18 protein-coding genes and 1 tRNA gene are annotated in these 17,902 nt (G+C 73.4%); 7 read left to right on the top strand and 12 right to left on the bottom strand.

Annotated features, from left to right (window positions below; genetic code table 11):
- Nucleotides 1–89: 89 nt before the first annotated feature.
- Nucleotides 90–1,079 (top strand): PAC2 family protein, encoded by a 990-nt coding sequence (locus ACTYVM_RS07130; RefSeq protein WP_445525075.1) that lies wholly within the window; start codon nucleotides 90–92, stop codon nucleotides 1,077–1,079.
- Between the two features lie 61 nt (nucleotides 1,080–1,140).
- Here the strand turns inward: ACTYVM_RS07130 and mshC are convergent, their stop codons facing one another.
- The 4 genes from mshC to ACTYVM_RS07110 all read right to left on the bottom strand — a co-directional run bounded on the left by mshC (nucleotide 1,141) and on the right by ACTYVM_RS07110 (nucleotide 4,605).
- Nucleotides 1,141–2,370, bottom strand: a complete 1,230-nt coding sequence (gene mshC / locus ACTYVM_RS07125; protein WP_445525074.1) for a cysteine--1-D-myo-inosityl 2-amino-2-deoxy-alpha-D-glucopyranoside ligase — start codon at nucleotides 2,368–2,370, stop codon at nucleotides 1,141–1,143.
- A 75-nt stretch (nucleotides 2,371–2,445) separates the two neighbouring features.
- Nucleotides 2,446–3,285: an Rv2133c family protein gene (locus ACTYVM_RS07120; RefSeq protein WP_445525073.1), complete on the bottom strand. Its 840-nt coding sequence runs from the start codon at nucleotides 3,283–3,285 to the stop codon at nucleotides 2,446–2,448.
- Nucleotides 3,249–3,839 (bottom strand): Rv2134c family protein, encoded by a 591-nt coding sequence (locus ACTYVM_RS07115; protein ID WP_445525072.1) that lies wholly within the window; start codon nucleotides 3,837–3,839, stop codon nucleotides 3,249–3,251. The genes ACTYVM_RS07120 and ACTYVM_RS07115 overlap by 37 nt, the downstream gene beginning before the upstream one ends.
- A 79-nt stretch (nucleotides 3,840–3,918) precedes the next feature.
- Nucleotides 3,919–4,605 carry a histidine phosphatase family protein gene (locus ACTYVM_RS07110; protein WP_445525071.1) on the bottom strand — a complete coding sequence of 229 codons (687 nt, stop codon included), beginning with the start codon at nucleotides 4,603–4,605 and terminating at the stop codon, nucleotides 3,919–3,921.
- 61 nt (nucleotides 4,606–4,666) lie between these two features.
- Between ACTYVM_RS07110 and ACTYVM_RS07105 the strand changes: the two genes are divergently transcribed.
- Nucleotides 4,667–5,668, top strand: a complete 1,002-nt coding sequence (locus ACTYVM_RS07105) for a magnesium and cobalt transport protein CorA (RefSeq protein ID WP_445525070.1) — start codon at nucleotides 4,667–4,669, stop codon at nucleotides 5,666–5,668.
- A gap of 13 nt (nucleotides 5,669–5,681) precedes the next feature.
- Here ACTYVM_RS07105 and ACTYVM_RS07100 read toward each other — a convergent pair whose 3' ends face one another.
- A complete protein-coding gene (locus ACTYVM_RS07100; protein WP_445525069.1) occupies nucleotides 5,682–6,470 on the bottom strand; it encodes a ferritin-like domain-containing protein in 789 nt (262 codons plus the stop codon).
- Nucleotides 6,471–6,743: 273 nt separating this feature from the next.
- Entirely contained in the window at nucleotides 6,744–7,799 is a 1,056-nt protein-coding gene (locus ACTYVM_RS07095; protein ID WP_445525068.1) for an LLM class F420-dependent oxidoreductase, read from the bottom strand.
- Nucleotides 7,800–7,971: 172 nt separating this feature from the next.
- Here ACTYVM_RS07095 and ACTYVM_RS07090 point away from each other — a divergent pair, with 172 nt between their 5' ends.
- Both ACTYVM_RS07090 and ACTYVM_RS07085 read left to right on the top strand, forming a co-directional pair.
- Nucleotides 7,972–8,955 (top strand): aldo/keto reductase, encoded by a 984-nt coding sequence (locus tag ACTYVM_RS07090; protein WP_445525067.1) that lies wholly within the window; start codon nucleotides 7,972–7,974, stop codon nucleotides 8,953–8,955.
- Nucleotides 8,952–11,486, top strand: coding sequence for a helix-hairpin-helix domain-containing protein (locus ACTYVM_RS07085; protein WP_445525066.1), 2,535 nt, complete (start codon nucleotides 8,952–8,954; stop codon nucleotides 11,484–11,486). Before ACTYVM_RS07090 ends, ACTYVM_RS07085 begins: the two co-directional genes overlap by 4 nt.
- Nucleotides 11,487–11,570: 84 nt before the next feature.
- Here ACTYVM_RS07085 and ACTYVM_RS07080 read toward each other — a convergent pair whose 3' ends face one another.
- Nucleotides 11,571–12,269, bottom strand: coding sequence for a hypothetical protein (locus tag ACTYVM_RS07080; protein WP_445525065.1), 699 nt, complete (start codon nucleotides 12,267–12,269; stop codon nucleotides 11,571–11,573).
- Nucleotides 12,270–12,316: 47 nt separating this feature from the next.
- Between ACTYVM_RS07080 and ACTYVM_RS07075 the strand changes: the two genes are divergently transcribed.
- The gene (locus ACTYVM_RS07075) at nucleotides 12,317–12,505 is read left to right on the top strand and encodes a DUF5703 family protein (protein WP_003989151.1); all 189 of its coding nucleotides are present in this window, start codon (nucleotides 12,317–12,319) and stop codon (nucleotides 12,503–12,505) included.
- A 74-nt stretch (nucleotides 12,506–12,579) separates the two neighbouring features.
- Here ACTYVM_RS07075 and ACTYVM_RS07070 read toward each other — a convergent pair whose 3' ends face one another.
- The 3 genes from ACTYVM_RS07070 to ACTYVM_RS07060 form a co-directional block, all read right to left on the bottom strand.
- Nucleotides 12,580–13,434, bottom strand: a complete 855-nt coding sequence (locus tag ACTYVM_RS07070; protein WP_445525064.1) for a chaplin — start codon at nucleotides 13,432–13,434, stop codon at nucleotides 12,580–12,582.
- A gap of 191 nt (nucleotides 13,435–13,625) precedes the next feature.
- Nucleotides 13,626–13,859, bottom strand: a complete 234-nt coding sequence (gene chpH / locus ACTYVM_RS07065; protein WP_445525063.1) for a chaplin ChpH — start codon at nucleotides 13,857–13,859, stop codon at nucleotides 13,626–13,628.
- A 168-nt stretch (nucleotides 13,860–14,027) separates the two neighbouring features.
- Complete coding sequence (locus tag ACTYVM_RS07060; RefSeq protein ID WP_445525062.1) at nucleotides 14,028–15,353, bottom strand: M20/M25/M40 family metallo-hydrolase; 1,326 nt, start codon at nucleotides 15,351–15,353, stop codon at nucleotides 14,028–14,030.
- A 195-nt stretch (nucleotides 15,354–15,548) separates the two neighbouring features.
- Here ACTYVM_RS07060 and ACTYVM_RS07055 point away from each other — a divergent pair.
- Nucleotides 15,549–15,636 (top strand) — tRNA-Leu (locus tag ACTYVM_RS07055).
- A 99-nt stretch (nucleotides 15,637–15,735) separates the two neighbouring features.
- Here ACTYVM_RS07055 and ACTYVM_RS07050 read toward each other — a convergent pair.
- Together ACTYVM_RS07050 and ACTYVM_RS07045 are read right to left on the bottom strand one after the other, a co-directional pair.
- A complete protein-coding gene (locus ACTYVM_RS07050) occupies nucleotides 15,736–17,028 on the bottom strand; it encodes a phosphoribosyltransferase family protein (RefSeq protein ID WP_445525061.1) in 1,293 nt (430 codons plus the stop codon).
- A 7-nt stretch (nucleotides 17,029–17,035) separates the two neighbouring features.
- Nucleotides 17,036–17,347: a dsRBD fold-containing protein gene (locus tag ACTYVM_RS07045; RefSeq protein WP_400031841.1), complete on the bottom strand. Its 312-nt coding sequence runs from the start codon at nucleotides 17,345–17,347 to the stop codon at nucleotides 17,036–17,038.
- A 177-nt stretch (nucleotides 17,348–17,524) separates the two neighbouring features.
- Here ACTYVM_RS07045 and ACTYVM_RS07040 point away from each other — a divergent pair, with 177 nt between their 5' ends.
- Complete coding sequence (locus tag ACTYVM_RS07040; protein ID WP_400031843.1) at nucleotides 17,525–17,899, top strand: YchJ family protein; 375 nt, start codon at nucleotides 17,525–17,527, stop codon at nucleotides 17,897–17,899.
- The last annotated feature ends 3 nt before the right edge of the window (nucleotides 17,900–17,902 follow it).

Here is a 17,902-nt window from a genome sequence, read left to right as displayed (position 1 = left end):
ACTCCCCCGTGCAAGGGGGCTGCGGGCGCCCCCGCCGAACGCCGTAAGGTTGGTGGGTCAGGCGAGGGCACGTCGGAAGGAGGCACTGGGTGATCGAGCTCGAGGGGGTTCCCGAGCTGATCGACCCGGTCATGGTGGCCGCGTTCGAGGGCTGGAACGATGCCGGCGACGCCGCCTCCACCGCGGTCGCGCATCTGGAGAGGGAGTGGAAGGGCGAGGTGTTCGCGGCGCTGGACGCCGAGGACTACTACGACTTCCAGGTCAACCGCCCCACCGTGTTCATGGACGGCGGCGTGCGCAAGATCACCTGGCCGACGACCAGGTTGTCGGTGGTCCGGGTCGGCGGGGAGAAGCCGCGCGACCTGGTGCTGATCCGCGGCATCGAACCGTCGATGCGCTGGCGCTCGTTCTGCAACGAGCTGCTCGGTTTCGCGCACGAGCTGGGCGTGGAGCTGGTGGTCATCCTGGGCGCCCTGCTCGGGGACACCCCGCACACCCGTCCGGTCCCGATCAGCGGGACCACGTCGGACCCGGATCTGGCCCGCAGCATGGAGCTGGAGGAGACCAAGTACGAGGGGCCGACGGGCATCGTCGGGATCCTCCAGGAGGCCTGCACGCACGCGGGTGTCCCGGCCGTCTCGCTGTGGGCGGCGGTCCCGCACTACGTGTCGCAGCCGCCGAACCCGAAGGCCACGCTGGCCCTCCTCAACCGCCTCGAGGACCTGCTCGACCTGCGCATTCCGCTGGGCGAGCTGCCGGAGGACGCGCGTGCCTGGCAGGTGGGCGTGGACCAGCTGGCCGCCGAGGACAGCGAGGTCGCGGAGTACGTCCAGACGCTGGAGGAGGCCCAGGACACCGCCGAGCTGCCGGAGGCGTCGGGCGAGGCGATCGCCCGTGAGTTCGAGCGGTATCTGCGGCGCCGGGACGGCGGCCCCACGTCGGGCGGCCACGCCACGGCGGACGGCGGCGACGGCGGCCCGTATCTGCGGGACGGCCCGGGCAGCAGGCCACGGCCGTCGATGCCGCCGAAGGCGGAGTCCGACGACGGGGACGCCGGGAACGACTCGTCGGAGGAGTGAACGGATCAGGGGCGGTGCGCGCGACGCGCACCGCCCCTGATGCCGTGTCCGGCCGGACGGGTCAGACGGCCACGCCCAGCAGGGCGTCCACGGCGCGCGAGACGAGACCGGGGGCGCCGGTGTCCTCACCGCCGTGCTCCTGCTGGAGGGCCACCCAGCGGTCGACCGCGGCGAGGGCCGCCGGGGCGTTCAGGTCGTCGGCGAGGGCGTCGCGGATCTCCTCGACCAGCGCGTCCGCCGGCGGGCCGTCGGGCCGGGAGACGGCCGAGCGCCAGCGGCCCAGACGTTCGACGGCCTCCCGGAGCACCTGGTCGGTCCACTCCCAGTCGGAGCGGTAGTGGTGGGCGAGGAGCGCGAGGCGGATCGCGGCGGGGTCGACGCCGTCGCGCCTGAGCTGCGAGACGAAGACCAGGTTGCCCCGGGACTTGGACATCTTCTCGCCGTCGAGCGCGACCATGCCGGCGTGGACGTACGCCTTGGCCATGGGGAACTCGCCGGTGAGCACCTGGGCGTGCGAGGCGCCCATCTCGTGGTGCGGGAAGGCGAGGTCGGAGCCGCCGCCCTGCACCTCGAAGCCCATGCCGAGGTGGTCCAGGGCGATGGCAACGCACTCGATGTGCCAGCCGGGCCGGCCGCGGCCGAGGGAGCCCCCGTCCCAGCTCGGCTCGCCGTCCCGGGCGGCCATCCACAGCATCGGGTCGAGCGGGCTCTTCTTGCCCGGGCGGTCCGGGTCGCCGCCGCGCTCGGCGGACAGCAGCCGCATGGCCTCCGCGTCGAGGTGGGAGACCTCGCCGAAGTGGGGGTCGGACCCGACGGAGAAGTAGACGTCACCCTCGAGCTCGTACGCCGCCCCGAGGTCCCGCAGCCTCTCCACCAGCGGGACGATGCCGGGTATGGCCTCCACGGCGCCGATGTAGTGCCGGGGCGGCAGCATCCGCAGGGCCGTCATGTCCTCACGGAACAGGGCGGTCTCCTGCTCGGCCAGCTCCACCCAGTCGACGTCGTCGCGCTGCGCCCGCTCCAGCAGCGGGTCGTCGACGTCGGTCACGTTCTGGACGTAGTGCACCTGCCGCTTGGTGTCGAGCCACACGCGCTGCACGAGGTCGAACGCATTGTAGGTCGCCGCGTGCCCCATGTGGGTCGCGTCGTACGGCGTGATGCCGCAGACATAGATACGGGCGACGGGACCGGGGTCGAGAGTGACCAGGCCGCCGGTCGCGGTGTCGTGGATGCTGAGGTCGCGGCCCTCACCAGGCAGGGCGGGGACTTCGGAAGCGGGCCAGGCATGCATGTCATGAGCGTAACCGGACCGCGGTCCCGTCTACGAACCGGACCACCCCGGATGGCCGGATCACCCCGCCTGGTCTCAGACAGGGGGCCAGGGGATCGCCGGCCAGTCCCCGTTCGGCTCGGGGTGTGCGCCGGTGGTGAGCAGCGTGGTCACGCGTGCGCGGGTGGCGTCGAGTTCGGCCGGGGTGATCAGGACGGACAGCCGGGCCGCGAGGGGGGCGCCGTCGCGCAAGGCGTCCTTCAGGGCCTTGAGGACGGCCAGGATCCCGGGCGGGAGCGGTTCGCCCGCCCAGCCCCACAGGAGCGTGCGCAGCTTGTTGTCGACGTGGAAGGTGACGCCGTGGTCGATGCCGTAGAGGTGTCCGTCCGGGGTCGGCAGCAGGTGGCCGCCCTTGCGGTCGGCGTTGTTGATCACCGCGTCCAGCACCGCCATCCGACGCAGCCGCTCGTCGTCGGCGTGCACAAGGAGCGCCGTGCTCCCCTCGCCGACCTCGGCGAAGCCGATCGCCTTCCACCCCGGGCCGGGTTCCTCGGCATCCAGCAGCGCGAGCAGCTCGGCCGCAGCGTCGTCGGCGGCTGCCTCGATCCACAGCTGGACCATGCCCGGTCCGTACGGGCCGTCGCGCAGCACGGTGGGCGGCACCAGGGACCAGCCGGTCGCCTCGGAGACCTCGTACGCCGCCACCTCGCGGGCGGCGAGGGTGCCGTCGGGGAAGTCCCACAGCGGACGCTCCCCGGCGACCGGCTTGTACACGCAGGACGCCTCCCGGCCGTCGTACACGACCGTGCAGAACAGTGCCGCGTTGGAGGCCTCGCGGATGCGGCCGCGCACGGTCAGCTCACCGCGGGCGAGCAGCTCGGCGGCCTCGGCCCCGGGCGTCACGCTCCGCGGCGGTATCCGTTCTGGCGCGGACATACGTGTCCTTCCGGGTCGAGCGGGAGACTGCACAGCGGACACGGCGGCCGCCCGGCGTTGACGACGTCGAGGGCGCGCTTGGCGAAGGCCCTGGCCTGCGCGCCGGTGAGCCGGACCCGCAGCATCGGGGGGCCGTTCTCCTCGTCCTGGAGCAGCCGCTCCTCGGCCTCGGCGAGGTCCTCCTCGGACTCCGCGTCGAGTTCGACCAGGGCCTGCGCCTCGACGATCATGCGCTGTTCCTCGCCGTCCCAGGCGAGCGCCATGGTGCCCACCCGGAACTCCTCCTCGATGGGAGTGTCCAGCGGGCCGATGTCGGCGACCTCACTGGGCGCCATGGCGGGCACGGCGGCGCTGCCGCCGCTGCGCCGCAGCACCTCGTCCAGCAGTTCGTCCATGCGCTCGGCGAGCGCGGCGACCTGGGTCTTCTCCAGGGCCACGCTGGTCACCCGGGGGCCTGCGGTGGCCTGGAGGAAGAACGTACGGCGCCCGGGCAGTCCGACCGTACCGGCCACGAAGCGGTCCGGCGGGTCGTAGAGGAACACCTGACGGGACACGTCCTGTCTCCATGGGAATCGTGAGAACGTCTGAATCGGGAAGTCGAGAGCGACCGCTTCACCCTACTGCGGCCGACGATCACGGTGCGCCCGCGCCGCCGCCGACCGGTGCGTCGCCGCCTTCGGGCTCCTCGCGCGGCGCCAGGGACGCGAAGTCCCCGGTGTCGCCGAGCCGCACCAGGAAGGGCCGCAGCCTGGTGTAGCGGATCGCGGTGACGGAACAGGGTTCGACGGAGATCCTCTGGAAGAGGTCCAGATGAAGGCCGAGCGCGTCCGCGACGAGGGACTTGATGATGTCACCGTGGGAGCACATGAGGTAGACGGCGTCGGCGCCGTGGTCGCGCTCCACGCGAGCGTTCCACTCGCGTACCGCCTCGGCTGCGCGGGTCTGCATCGCGCGCATGGACTCGCCCCCGGGGAACGCGGCCGCCGAGGGGTGCGCCTGCACCACCTCCATCAGCGGCTCGTCCTTGAGCTCGGCGAGCTTGCGGCCGGACCAGTCGCCGTAGTGGCACTCGCCGATCCGCTCGTCCGTGTGCGCGGTCAGTTCCGGCCGGGCCGCCAGCAGCGGTTGTACCGTTTCCCGGCAGCGCTGGAGCGGGCTGGTGACGACTTCGGCGACCGGCAGTCCGTCGAGCCGCCCCGGCAGCGCCGCGGCCTGCGCGGTGCCGCGTTCGTCCAGGGCGACCCCGGGGGTCCAGCCGGCGAGCAGCCCGGCGGTGTTGGCGGTGGAGCGTCCGTGCCTGACGAGGATCAGCGTGGGCATGCGGCCAGGGTAGGCGTATGGACGCTCCGGGTGGCGACCGGACGAAGGGAGAACACGCTCTGTGATCGTCGACTGCGCCGTCTACCGTGACGGCCACCGCGCTTCGGGCCACGCCGACCTCTCCGGTGCCCTGGCCTCGGCCCGGGCCGCCGGGGGTTTCGTGTGGGTGGGGCTGCACGAGCCGAGCGAGCAGGAGTTCGGCCTGGTCACCGAGGAGTTCGCGCTGCATCCGCTGGCGGTCGAGGATGCCCTGAAGGCTCATCAGCGGCCCAAGCTGGAGGTCTACGACGACTCGCTGTTCGCGGTGCTCAAGCCCGTGGTGTACGAGCAGCGCGGCGACGCCGTCTCCACCGGCGAGATCATGATCTTCCTCGGCGACTCGTTCGTGGTGACGGTCCGTCACGGCGAGGGCGACGGGCTTGCCGCCGTGCGGCGCCGTCTCGAGCAGGAGCCGGAGGTGCTCGGACACGGCCCGACCAGCGTGCTGTACGCCATCGCCGACACCACCGTCGACCACTATCTGGACGTGGCCGCCGCGCTCCAGACCGACCTGGAGGAGCTGGAGACGGAGGTCTTCGCGCCGGACGGGGGCGGATCGCGGAACTCCGCCTCACGGATCTACGCCTTCAAACGGCGGATCACGGAGTTCCGGCGGGCGACGGGCCCGCTGGCGCTGCCGATGTCCCGCCTGGGCGGCACCGGCACGAGCCTGTTCACCCCGGCCGTGCCCTTCGTGGACGACAGGGCGCGGCCCTTCTTCCGGGACGTCAGCGACCATCTGACCCGGGTCAACGACTCGGTGGAGAGCCTGGACCGGCTGGTCTCGGACATCCTGTCGGCGCATCTGGCGCAGACCGGCGTCCAGCAGAACGACGACATGCGGAAGATCTCCGCGTGGGCGGCCATGGCCGCGGTGCCCACGATGATCGCCGGCGTCTACGGCATGAACTTCACGCACATGCCCGAACTGCACTGGCTCTGGTCCTACCCGGCGGTGATCCTGCTGATGGCCGCTCTGGAGGCGCTGCTGTACCGGCTGTTCAGGCGGCGGGGCTGGCTGTAGCTCCCGCCCCCCGTCAGGCGTACTCGGGTGCCGGGGACGCGGGTCCGCCGAGGGCGTCGCGGCGCTCGGGCATGCGCAGGGTCACCATCCGGCGCCTGCCCACCAGCCGCTCGTGGACGTACACGGCGTGGATACCGGCCACCAGGAGCGCCGACCTGACCGCGGACCAGCCGAGGACGCGGCCCATGCGGGCCATGACGGCGAGGCTGACGTCGCGGTGGACGCGGATCTCGGCGAGCGCGCACGCGTGCAGCGTCCGCTGGATGGTCCGGCCGTACCCGGCGGCGGCGAGGCGCAGCAGTTCCTCGTGGCAGTAGGCGAGGTGGTTGTCCTCGTCCCGCGCGATCATCCGCATCGCCCGCCCCATGTAGGGGTGGTCGCCGAAGTGACGGCACAGCAGCCTCATCTGCTCGCAGGCGCGCTGTTCGGTGACCCGGCTGTGGGCCAGGTAGACGACGATGTCCTCCACGGTGAGCGGCTCGTCGGTGCACAGCCGCTCGTGCGCCAGACCGATACCCCGCCGTTCCAGGAGCATCGTGTAGTCGGTCTCCGGGGGCACCGGAACGGGTTCCAGACCGCGCTTTTTCAGCAGGGCGCGGAAGATCCGGCCGTGCTTGTCCTCGTCCGCCCCGTGGCGGGCGATCCGCGGGGCGAGGCCGCGCTCGGCGGGCGGTACGAGCGCGGCGATCCGGCCGTTCTCCCAGCCGCCCTGCGCCTCCCCGCCGGCCGCGACGGAGCAGAACAGCCGGAAGGCCTCGTCGTGGTCGAGGATCTCCTGGAACAGGCTCCTGGGCGTAAGCACCGCGGGCCACCTCCCTGCCTGACTGCCGCGCAGCACGAGTCAAGTGCGACCACGCGGGTGCCGCAACAGGGGTGTGGCCGCACTACGCCGAACGGGGGAGCGGGTGCCGGGTGCCGGATGCCACGGAGCGGGGCCGGACGCGGGCGTAACCGCGCGGCGGCGGGCGCGTTGTTCTCCGTGACGGCCGTGGCGGGGAAGACCCCCGAGCCCCCACCACGGCCGCGAAAAGCCCCGGACGTACCGCCCGCCGCCCGCCCTTGTCGCGGCGGGCGGTCACGCCAGTCCGGAGCGCTCCAGGGCCTCGGTGCCGGCCCGGAGCGAGGCGAGCCGCTCCTCCAGCGTGAAGCCCGCGGGGGCGAGGGTCAGCGTGGTCACCCCGGCCGCCGCGTAGGCCTTCATCCGGTCCGCGATCCGGTCGACGGAGCCCAGCAGCGTGGTCTGGTCGATGAGTTGCTGCGGCACGGCGGCCGCGGCGCCCTGCTTGTCGCCGGACAGGTACTTGTCCTGGATCTCGGCGGCCTCCTTCTCGTAGCCCATGCGGCAGGCGAGCTGGTTGTAGAAGTTCTGCTTGCGGCTGCCCATGCCACCCACGTACAGCGCGGTGTAGGGGCGGAAGGTGTCGGCGAGGCGGGAGACGTCCTTGTCGTCGCCGACGGCCAGCGGCAGGGTCGGGCAGACGTCGAAGCCGTCCAGGGTCCGGCCGGCCTTCTCGCGGCCGGCGCGCAGGTGCTTGACCGCGGTCTCCTCGAGGTGGTCGGCGGAGGGGAAGATGAGCAGCGCGCCGTCGGCGATCTCGCCGGTCTGCTCCAGGTTCTTCGGGCCGATGGCGGCGATGTAGAGCGGGATGTGCTCGCGCTGCGGGTGCACGGTCAGCTTGATCGGCTTGCCGGGACCGCCCGGCAGCGGCAGCGTCCAGTGCGCACCGTCGTACGTGAGCCGCTCGCGCGTCATCGCCTTGCGGACGATCTCGACGTACTCGCGAGTGCGGGCCAGCGGCTTGTCGAACTTCACGCCGTACCAGCCCTCGGACACCTGCGGCCCCGAGACGCCGAGGCCGAGCCGGAAGCGGCCGCCGGACAGGGAGTCCAGCGTGGCGGCCGTCATCGCCGTCATCGCGGGCTGCCGGGCGGGGATCTGGAAGATGGCCGAGCCCACGTCGATGCGTTCGGTCTGCGCGGCGACCCAGGTGAGCACGGTGGCCGCGTCCGAGCCGTAGGCCTCGGCGGCCCAGCACACGGCGTATCCGAGCCGGTCCGCCTCCTGCGCGACGGCCAGGTTGTCCGCGTCCATGCCGGCACCCCAGTAGCCGAGGTTGATCCCGAGCTGCATGCCGTTCCCCTTACCGATCAGTAACGTCCGTTGTGCGGGGAACACTAGCGTGGGCCCGCCGCACGCGGCAGTGCACGGCCTGCGGCACGCCGGTTCGCGGCGCCGCCCCGGGCGGAGCCGGGTTGTCCACAGGTCACCCACGTGTCGGCCGTGGCCAGTAATCTCGGCGACCATGGAGCAGAGGCATCTCGGCCGCACGGGCCTGCGCGTGTCCCGCATCGGCCTCGGCACCCTCACCTGGGGCCGGGACACCGACGAGCATGACGCCGCGGACATGCTGAAGGTGTTCTGGGAGGCGGGCGGCACCCTCGTCGACACGGCGGACGTGTACGGCGATGGCCAGGCCGAGTACCTGCTCGGCCGGCTCATGGACGGCCTCGTGCCCCGCCGTGACCTGGTCCTCTCGACCAAGGCGGGCAGCGTGCCGGACCCGGACCGGCGCTTCGACGGCTCCCGGGGCCATCTGCTGGCCGCGCTGGACGCCTCCCTCGCCCGCCTCGGCACGGACTACGTCGACCTGTGGCATGTCCACGCCTTCGACCCGCACACGCCCCTGGAGGAGACCCTCCACGCCGTCGACCTCGCCGTCGGCAGCGGCCGGGTGCGCTACGCGGGCGTCTCCAACTTCTGCGGCTGGCAGCTGGCCAAGGCTGCCACCTGGCAGCTCGCGGCGCCCGGCGCGCGGACGCGGCTGGCGAGCACCCAGATGGAGTACTCGCTGCTGCAACGCGGCGTCGAGCGCGAGGTGCTGCCCGCCGCGCTGGACCTGGGCGTCGGCCTGCTGCCGTCCTCCCCGCTGGGCCGCGGCGTGCTGACCGGCAAGTACCGCAACGGGACACCGCCGGACTCGCGGGGCGCCTCGGAGCACCTGGCGCCGTTCGTCGAGCCGTACCTGGACGACGCCGCGGGCCGCATCGTGGACGCGGTGTCCACGGCGGCGGACGGGCTGGCGGTGACGCCCCTCGAGGTGGCCCTCGCCTGGGTCCGTGACCGGCCCGGCGTAACGGCACCGATCGTCGGCGCCCGCACCGCGCAGCAGCTCACGGCGGTGCTGTCAGTGGAGGCGCTTAGTCTTCCTGACGAGATCTGCCGGGCACTCGACGACGTGTCGGAGCCCGTGCACCGCTATCCCGATCACGACTGGAGCACGCTGTGAGCACGGAGCCGGAGACCACGGAACAGACCGGGCCTGGCACCCCGGACCCCGGGGCGGACAACGGCCCGCGCCACGACGGCCCGGCCGCGGAGAGCGACGGTACGTCGGGAGCCGGGGCGCCCTCGGAAGGCGCCGGAGCCTCGGAAGGCGGGCCGAGCCCGAAGGACGGCGCCTCGGAAGCCGAGGGGGCCGGGAAGGACGTCGCCTCCGAAGGCGGGGCGAGCGCGGAAGACGGAACCTCGGGGAGCGGAGCGGCCTCGGGTGGCGGCGACCCGGAGAGCGGCGCACGTGGCGGTGGCTCGGCGGGGGACGAGCGGCCGGGCGCGGACGCGAACGGCTCGGGCGCGGAGGCGAACGGCTCAGGCGCGGAGGCGAACAGCTCAGGCGCGGAGGCGAACAGCTCAGGCGCGGAGGAGAACAGCTCAGGCGCGGAGGAGAAGTCCGAGGCCGAGGCGGAGTTGGCGGCTCAGCGGGTCGAGCGGGCCCGGATCGAGCAGCGGAAGGCCGAGCGGAAGGGCCCGATCGAGAGCGGCGGCAAGCTCAGCGGCACGGCGGCCGACCTGCTGGCCGCCGTGCGGGCCGTGGAGGGCGGCGAGAGGCCCTCGGCCACTGTCTTCGCCGAGCCCGATCCCACACCGCGCCGCGCCGCCCCCGAACCGGCACGGGCGCCGGGGACCGCGGTGCCCGAGGCCGCCACCGCGCCCGCCGGGCCGGCGCCGGAGACGGTCCAGGCGGTGCGCCGGGTGCTGGCCCGCGGCGGCGCCCCGGAGACACTCGCCCCGCAGGTCGCCGCGTCCCTCGGCGAGGGTGCCGAGGAGCGGCTGCACGCCGACCCCTGGCAGTTGCTGCACGTCACCGGTGTACGGCCGGAGCAGGCAGACGGGTTCGCGCGCGCCCTGCTCGGCGCGGAGTGCCGCCCGGACGACGAGCGCCGCGGCCAGGCCCTCACCGTGTGGCTGCTGGAGCAGGCCGCCCTCGCCGGACACACGGCCCTGGAAGCCCCGGCCCTGACCGCCGCGCTGGCCCAGCGGGCGGTGCCCGACCCCGAGGCGGCCCTGCACGGCACGCTGGCCCAGGGCGAGGCCCTGGTGTTCCAGGACGCCCTGGAGGACGCCCCGGCCACCGAGGATGCGGGCGAGGACGACGAGCACCCAGTGCGCGCCCTCGTCGGCCTGGAGCGGTACGCACTCGCCGAGGAGAGTCTGGCCGACGGACTCGCCCGTCTGATCAACTCCGCGCCGAAGGAAGCCGGTTCGGCCTCGGACTGGGAGCGGGCCACCGCCTCCGCCCAGGGCTCGACCGCCGAGTTGCTCCGCGCCGCCGCGAGCCACGGCCTGGTGCTGCACACGGGCGGGGAGGCGTCCCGGGTGGAGCCCGCGCGGCTGCTGGGCGAGTCGGGTCGTCTCGGGCTGCGCGCCTGGGCCGCCGCCCACAGCCCGCTCGGCCGGGACTGCTTCGGGCAGCTCCTCCGGGACGTCTCGCGGGCGCGGGAGCCCGCGGAGGCACAGGAGCACTCGGAGGCCCCCGCGCCCGCCGTCGCCACGGTGGCCGGACTGCTGTCCGGCGCCGAGGGCCCCGGCCGGGACGCGGACGGTTCGCTCGCGCTGGACCTCCTCGTCGTGCTCGACGCGCCCCAGTTGGACGTGGAGACGGCGGCCTTGCTCGTCGAGTCGCTGCCGGACGGGGCGCGGCTGGTGCTGGCCGGGGATCCCGCGGTGCTGTGGTCCGTGGGGCCGGGACGGGTGTTCGCGGATCTGCTGGCGGCCCGGGTGTGTCCGCAGATCGCCTCGCGCGTGCCGGACCCGGGCCCGCTGGGAAAACTGGTCTCCGGCATCGGCGCCGGCGAGCTGAACCAGGTGGCGGCGCCCGGCAAGGAGGTCGTGATCGTCCCGGTGCGGGACGCGGGCGAGGCCGTGCACCGGACCGTGCAGCTCGTCGCGGACTCGGTGCCGCGGGCGATCGGCGTCCCGGCCGACCAGACCGTGGTGATCACCCCCGGTCACGGCGGCGCGGCCGGCACGCGTGCGCTGAACACGGCACTGAAGGAGCGGCTCAACCCGGGCCCCGGCCGCTTCGGCGGTTTCGACCCGGGCGACCGGATCGCCTACTCCCCCGCCCCGGGCCGTACGCTGCCCGGTCAAGTGGTGAAGGCCGACGCCGAGGGGCTGCACCTGTCCTGCTCGGGTGCTCACGTGGTGGTCCCGAAGGAGCGGGTGGAGACGCATCTGCGGCACGGATGGGCGCTGACGGCGCACCAAGCCGTGGGCGGCCGGTGGCCCGCGGTGGTGGTCGTCCTGCCCGGCGACGCGACGCGGGCGCTCAGCCGCCCGTGGATCTACACGGCGTTCGGCCGGGCCGCGCGGCATCTGTCCGTGGTGCACGGCGTGGAGCAGGCGCTGCCCCGAGCCGTCGCCGAGATCCCGGCCAAGCCCCGTACGACCCGCCTGCCCGTCCTGCTCCAGCCCCCGGCGCAGGACCCCGGGACGGCCCCAGGGACGGACTCCGGAACACAGGAGCGCACGGGCGGCTGACATGCCGGAACGCACGCCCCGTCCGCCGTGGACCCGCCCTGCGTGTGACCGGGCGGACCGGCGGTCGCCGGTCCGCGCGCGGCCTCAGCGGTCGTTCGCGTCCAGCGGTTCCAGGTCCTCGTCGTCGAGGGGCGCGTCGAAGCGGTCCTCGTCGAGGTCGTCGTCCTCGTCGTCCTCGTCGTCGAAGACCGCGCTGACGTCGAAGCGGCAGACGACCCGCTCGGGGTCGACGTGCTCGAAGGGCGCTTCCAGCCATTCGCCCGGGTCGGCGGGCTCGTCCGCGGCGACGACCCACAGGGTGGAGTCGCCCTCCTCCAGACCGAACTCCTTGTGCCGGGAGGCGATCTCGTCCGGTTCGAACTCGCCGAACAGGATGCCGATCGCCCCGTGCACCGTGCCGGAGGCGCCCTCGGTGGTACCCAGGACGGCCTCGGAGTCCGCGTCCTCCACCCGCTGGGCCTGTGCCCGCAGCCGCTGCGGCTCGGCCACGGCGTAGTCGCGGCGGATCAGCACGCTGAGCGCGTTCGGCTCCTCGGGACCCGTGTACGGCGGCAGCGAGTCGTCACCGGGGATCTCGAAGGGCGTGACCTCGTCGTGCCGGTCGTAGAGCAGTTCGTCGTACGCCTCCGCGGCCGCGGCCAGCTGGTTGAACGCCTCGTAGACGGCCGGGTCCTCGTCCCCCGACTTGCGTTCGACCGCGGCCAGGTGGCGGTCGAGCGCGGCCTTGACCGCCTCGGCGGCGGCGCGTACCTCGGCAGCGGTGGGCTGCGCAGCATCAGACATAGTGCAGACGCTATCCGTACCGGGCCCCAGCCCGCACAATAGATGCGATGCCGGAATACGAATTTGTCGACGTGTACGTCCCGCGCGGGGTGTCCCGCAAGGAGACGGCACGTCTGCTGACGGACCACGCCGAGTACGGACACTGGGAGTTGTACCGTCTGAGCCTGCTGCGCGACGGCAGCCGCAAGGTGCGGTTGCGCCGGCGGATCATCCGCCAGGTACGCGCCACGTGGTGAGCTGAGGCGGCCCGAGCCACAGCGGGCCCCGCCGATGCGGGGCCCGCCCTGTCATGCACGTCGCCGCATGCGGGCTACCTGGCGCAGGCCCGGGCCCTGCGGTACAGCACGACACCCGCGAGCAGCGCGCCCGCGCCCACCGGCAGGACGGCGTCCATCGGCAGTTCGCTGCCGGTGTGGGCGAGCTGTGCCCGGTCGTGGGCCGCGGCGACGGTCTGCACATCCGGCTGGTTCACCCGCGTCGAGCCGCCGGTCGACCCACCGGAGGTGCCGCTGCCGCCCCCCGTCGAGGGCGGCGTGGTCGGGGTCCCAGGAGTACCGGGGGTACCAGGTGTGCCGGGCGTACCGGGGTGGCCGGGGGTGCCCGGATGGCCGGGATGTCCCGGGTGGCCAGGGTGTCCCGGGTGGCCAGGGTGTCCCGGGTGGCCACGGTGTCCCGGGTGCCCCGGCGTGCCGGGCGGGATCTCCCGGTCGCCGCCCGGGGGCGTGGTGTGGCTCCCGCCGCCGTTGGCGCAGTGGTTGCCCAGGGCCGGGTTGGCCGCACCGATCACGTCGACGCTGTTGCCGCAGACGTTGACGGGCACGTCGACCGGCACCTGGACGTGGTTGCCGGAGCCGACGCCCGGCGAGCCGCTGGTGCGCCCTTCGGCGTGCGAGCCGCCGTGGTGCCCGGACGCGCTGCCGCCGCCGTGCTGGGCGCAGGTGTTGCCCGCCGCCGGGTTGAGCAGCCCGACGACGTCGATGGTGTTGCCGCAGACGTTCACCGGCACGTGCACCGGCACCTGCACGGTGTTGCCGGACAGCACGCCCGGTGAGCCGGACGCGGCGCCGAACGCGCCCGCGTCGGCGTGGGCGTAGCCGCTCGCCGCGGCGATCGCGCCGGTGGCCGCGGCCATCGTCATCAGGCCCTTGCGGGTGACCTGTCGCATGTTGCTGAATACCTGCCTTCGACCTTCTCGAACCTTCCGGAACGCGCGGTCACGTCCGCCGGGATTCCGCCGTCGCGACCTCGCCGATGAACCGGTCGGCCCCGGAGCGCATGGCGGGCGCTCCGGGGCCGACGGGTTCGGACCCCCCACGGAGTCGATGGAGTCAGACCCTCACGGGGCGGGGCACAACGTCAGTGGTTGGCGCAGGTGTTGCCGAAGGCGGGGTTCAGCAGCCCGATCACCGAGATCGTGTTGCCGCACACGTTCACCGGCACGTGAACGGGCACCTGGATGACGTTGCCGGAAAGGACGCCCGGGGACTGCACGGCAGCACCCTGGGCGCCCGAGTCGGCGGCGGCCATCCCCGCGCCCGCGAGAACCAGTCCACCGGTGGCGACCGCGGCAGCGACGACCTTCTTGATCATTATTCCTCCTCGTTGACAAAGGCGATCTCATGTTGCTGATCGCATCACCTGTAACGAGGAGGAACTAATCGGGATACGAGCTTATGGTCGCATTCACTCGTCCCGGTCACTCCCGCACGCGCGGTCGATTACCGAGGTCAAGCCGGTGATGACGGATCCGGGCGGATCTCAGGACGCGTCGATGAACCGGTCGAGCACGCGCACCCCGAACTTCAGGCCGTCCACCGGCACCCGCTCGTCCACGCCGTGGAACATGCCCGCGAAGTCCAGCTCCGGGGGCAGCTTCAGCGGCGCGAAGCCGAAGCCCCGGATGCCCAGGTCGTCGAAGGACTTGGCGTCGGTGCCGCCGGAGAGCATGTACGGGATGGCCTTCGCGACCGGGTCCTCGGCCAGGAGCGCGGACTGCATCGCCTCGACCAGGGCCCCGTCGAAGGTGGTCTCGACGGCCTTGTCGGAATGCACGTCCTCGCGCCTGACCTTCGGTCCCAGGATCCGGTCGAGGTCGGCGAGGAACTCCTCCTCGAAACCGGGCAGGAACCGCCCGTCGACGTGCGCGGTGGCCTCGCCCGGGATGACGTTGACCTTGTAACCGGCGCCCAGCTGCGTGGGGTTGGCGGTGTTGCTCAGGGTGGCGCCGATGAGCTTGGCGATGCCGCCGAGCTTCGCGATCGTGCCGTCCATGTCCTCCGGGTCGAGCCTGGTGCCGAGCGCGTCGCCCAGTTCGTCCAGGAAGGCGCGGGTGGTCTTGGTCACGCGCACCGGGAACCGGTGCCGCCCGAGCCGGGCGACGGCCTCGGACAGCTCGGTGATCGCGTTGTCCCGGTGGATCATCGATCCGTGCCCCGCGGTGCCGGCCACGGTCAGCTTCATCCAGTGCATGCCCTTCTCGGCCGTCTGGATCAGGTACAGCCGCCGCTGTTCGCTGACGGTGAAGGAGAACCCGCCCACCTCGCTGATCGCCTCGGTGACCCCCTCGAACAGGTCCGGGTGCTTGTCCACCAGGTACCGGGCGCCGTACGTGCCGCCCGCCTCCTCGTCGGCGAGGAAGGCGAGCACGATGTCCCGCGGGGGCCTGCGTCCGCTGCGCAGCCGGTCGCGCACGACCGCCAGCGTCATCGCGTCCATGTCCTTCATGTCGACCGCGCCGCGGCCCCACACGCACCCGTCCGCGACCTCGCCGGAGAAGGGGTGGTGGGTCCAGTCGTCGGCGTTGGCCGGTACGACGTCGGTGTGGCCGTGGATCAGCAGCGCGGGCCGGGAGGGGTCCTCCCCCTCGATGCGGGCCACCGTCGAGGCCCGACCCGGGTGCGACTCGAAGATCTTCGGTTCCAGCCCCACCTCGGCGAGCTTCTCGGCGACGTACTCGGCCGCCGCGCGCTCACCGGGTCCGGAGTGGTCGCCGTAGTTGCTGGTGTCGATCTGGATCAGCTCGCGGCAGAGGTCCACGACCTCGTCCTCGCCGGTGACGCCCCTGGCCGTGCCCGTCTCGCTCACGCTGCTTCCTCCCGCTGTGTGCTGGTGGCCACCCCGTGTACCGGTGGTCCACTCATCCTCCCCCTCCCCCGCGCCAACCCCAAGAGAGCCTCCGTCCCCGGCCGCCCGCGCGCGGGGGCGGGGTGATCGGACCTGCCCGAAAGCCTGGTAATGTTTCCTTCGTCGCCGCGGGAAGCCCCGCACGACAGACACCTGGTCCGGGTGGCGGAATGGCAGACGCGCTAGCTTGAGGTGCTAGTGCCCTTTATCGGGCGTGGGGGTTCAAGTCCCCCCTCGGACACCATCGGAAACGGTGTCGACCTTCATCGGTCGGCACCGTTTTCCGTGTTCCCGTCGCGGACCCCGCCCTGCGCGCGCCCCGCAGCCGCGCGCGGCCCCGGGGCTACACGTGCGCCGGTGCCATGTGGTCCGTGAACCAGTTCCGCGCCAGGTCGGTCACCGCCTCCAGGGTGCCGGCCTCCTCGAAGAGATGGGTGGCGCCGGGGACGACGGCGAGCCGGCTCTCGCAGCGCAGCAGGGACTGTGCCCGGCGGTTGAGGTCGAGGACGACGGTGTCGGCGCCGCCGACGACGAGCAGGGTGGGCGCGGTCACGGCCGGCAGGCGCGGCCCGGCGAGGTCGGGACGGCCACCCCGGGAGACGACCGCGGCTATGCGCGCGCCGGGTTCCGCAGCGGCCCAGAGGGCGGCGGCCGCGCCGGTGCTGGCACCGAAGTAGCCGATCGCCAGTTCCTCGGTGCCGGGCCGGCCGCGCAGCCAGTCGGTGGCCCCGGTGAGCCGGTCGGCCAGCAGCGTCGTGTCGAACACGTTGGCCCGGTCCCGCGCCTCCTCCTCGGTGAGCAGGTCGAACAGCAGGGTGCCGAGGCCGGCCCGGTTCAGGCCCTCGGCGACGAACCGGTTGCGCGGGCTGTGCCGTCCGCTGCCGCTGCCGTGTGCGAAGAGCACGATGCCGACGGCGTCGGGGGGCACGGTCAGGTGGCCGCCGAGCCGCACGGCGCCGGCCGCCACCTCCACCTCGCGGTCGAGGGGGAACCGGTGGGGACGGTTCGCCGCCCGGCGGAGGCAGGCGACCACGTCCTCGTCGTCGAGCTGGGCAAAGTCGGCGTAGAACTGGCCGACCGCGAAGAAGTCCGGCGGGGTGGCCAGGCACACGAGTTCGTCGGCCTCGCCGGCGAGCCGGTGCGTCCAGTCCGGCGGTGCGACGGGGACCGCCAGCACGGTCCGCGCCGCCCCGCGGGCGCGGACCGTCCGGCAGGCCGCCCGTGCGGTCGAGCCGGTGGCCACGCCGTCGTCGACGACCACGACGGTCCGGCCCGCGACGCCGACCGGCGGCCGTTCGCCCCGGTAGCGCGCGGCACGCCGGTCGAGCTCGCCGCGTTCGCGCTCCTCCACGCGCGCGAGTTCCCCAGGGGTGACGCGTGCCTCGCGCAGCACGTCCTCGCCCAGTACGCGTACGCCGTCCTCGCCGATCGCCCCCATGCCCAGCTCCGGGTGGGAGGGCACGCCGAGTTTCCGTACCAGGCACACGTCCAGTGGGGCGCCGAGGGCGTCCGCGACGACCTCGGCCACGGGGACGCCTCCCCGGGGCAGGCCGAGCACCACGACGTCCCGGCCGGCGAGGCCTTCCAGGCGGTCGGCCAGCCGCCGTCCCGCGTCGAGGCGATCCGTGAAGAGCACCGTTCGTTCACTCCCTGGAGGTCCACAGGGGGACGGGAGGCGTCGCCTCGGGCGCTCCCACCGCGTCGATGTCGCCCGCGGCGGCGCGCAGCAGCTCACGGCCGAGCGCGATGAGCGCGCGGCCGGCCGCCAGTTCGTCGCCGATCTCGGGCACCGCCCTGTCGTACGGATTGCGGCGGGCCTCCGCCCGGGTCTCCACGACGTTGTCGCCGGTGTCCAGGACGATCCGGGCGGTGGTGTCCGGGTCGTGTTCGGACAGGTACAGGCTGAGCCGCCACTCCTTGACGGACGGAAGCCGGCTGCCGAGGGGTCGAGTCATCGTCCGTGTCTCCTCAACTCCGCTAGGAGGCAGGGCCACACGGTCGAGGCGACGAGCCACCCCGGCGTGGCCTCCGTCTTCCACTGTGCCCCCGTCGCGCGCGTGCCGCACGGGCGCGACGGGGAAGCGGGCGCACCGGGGGCCGGGCGGTGCGCCGGCGCGGGCAGAATGGGGGGCATGACCACGCGTTCCTGCCCGTGCGGGCTGCCCGAACCGTACGAGAGCTGCTGCGGCCGCTGCCACGGAGGTGCCGCCGCGCCGACCGCCGAGGCGCTGATGCGGTCGCGGTACAGCGCCTTCGTGCGGCGGGACGCGGGCTATCTGCTGCGGACCTGGCACCCGCGGACCCGGCCGGCCCGGCTCGACCTCGATCCCGGGATGCGCTGGACGGGGCTGGAGATCCTCGGGACGACGGACGGCTCGGCCTTCCACAGCACCGGGACGGTGACGTTCCGGGCGTCCTACCGCGGGGGTTCGCTGCTGGAGCGCAGCCGGTTCGAGCGGGTCGACGGGGCCTGGGTGTACGTGGACGGGGACTTCCCCGAGCAGTGAGGA

The organism is Streptomyces cyslabdanicus (assembly GCF_052663305.1).
Note: the sequence above shows the minus strand (reverse complement) of the source record. Positions and strands in the feature narration are given on the sequence as shown.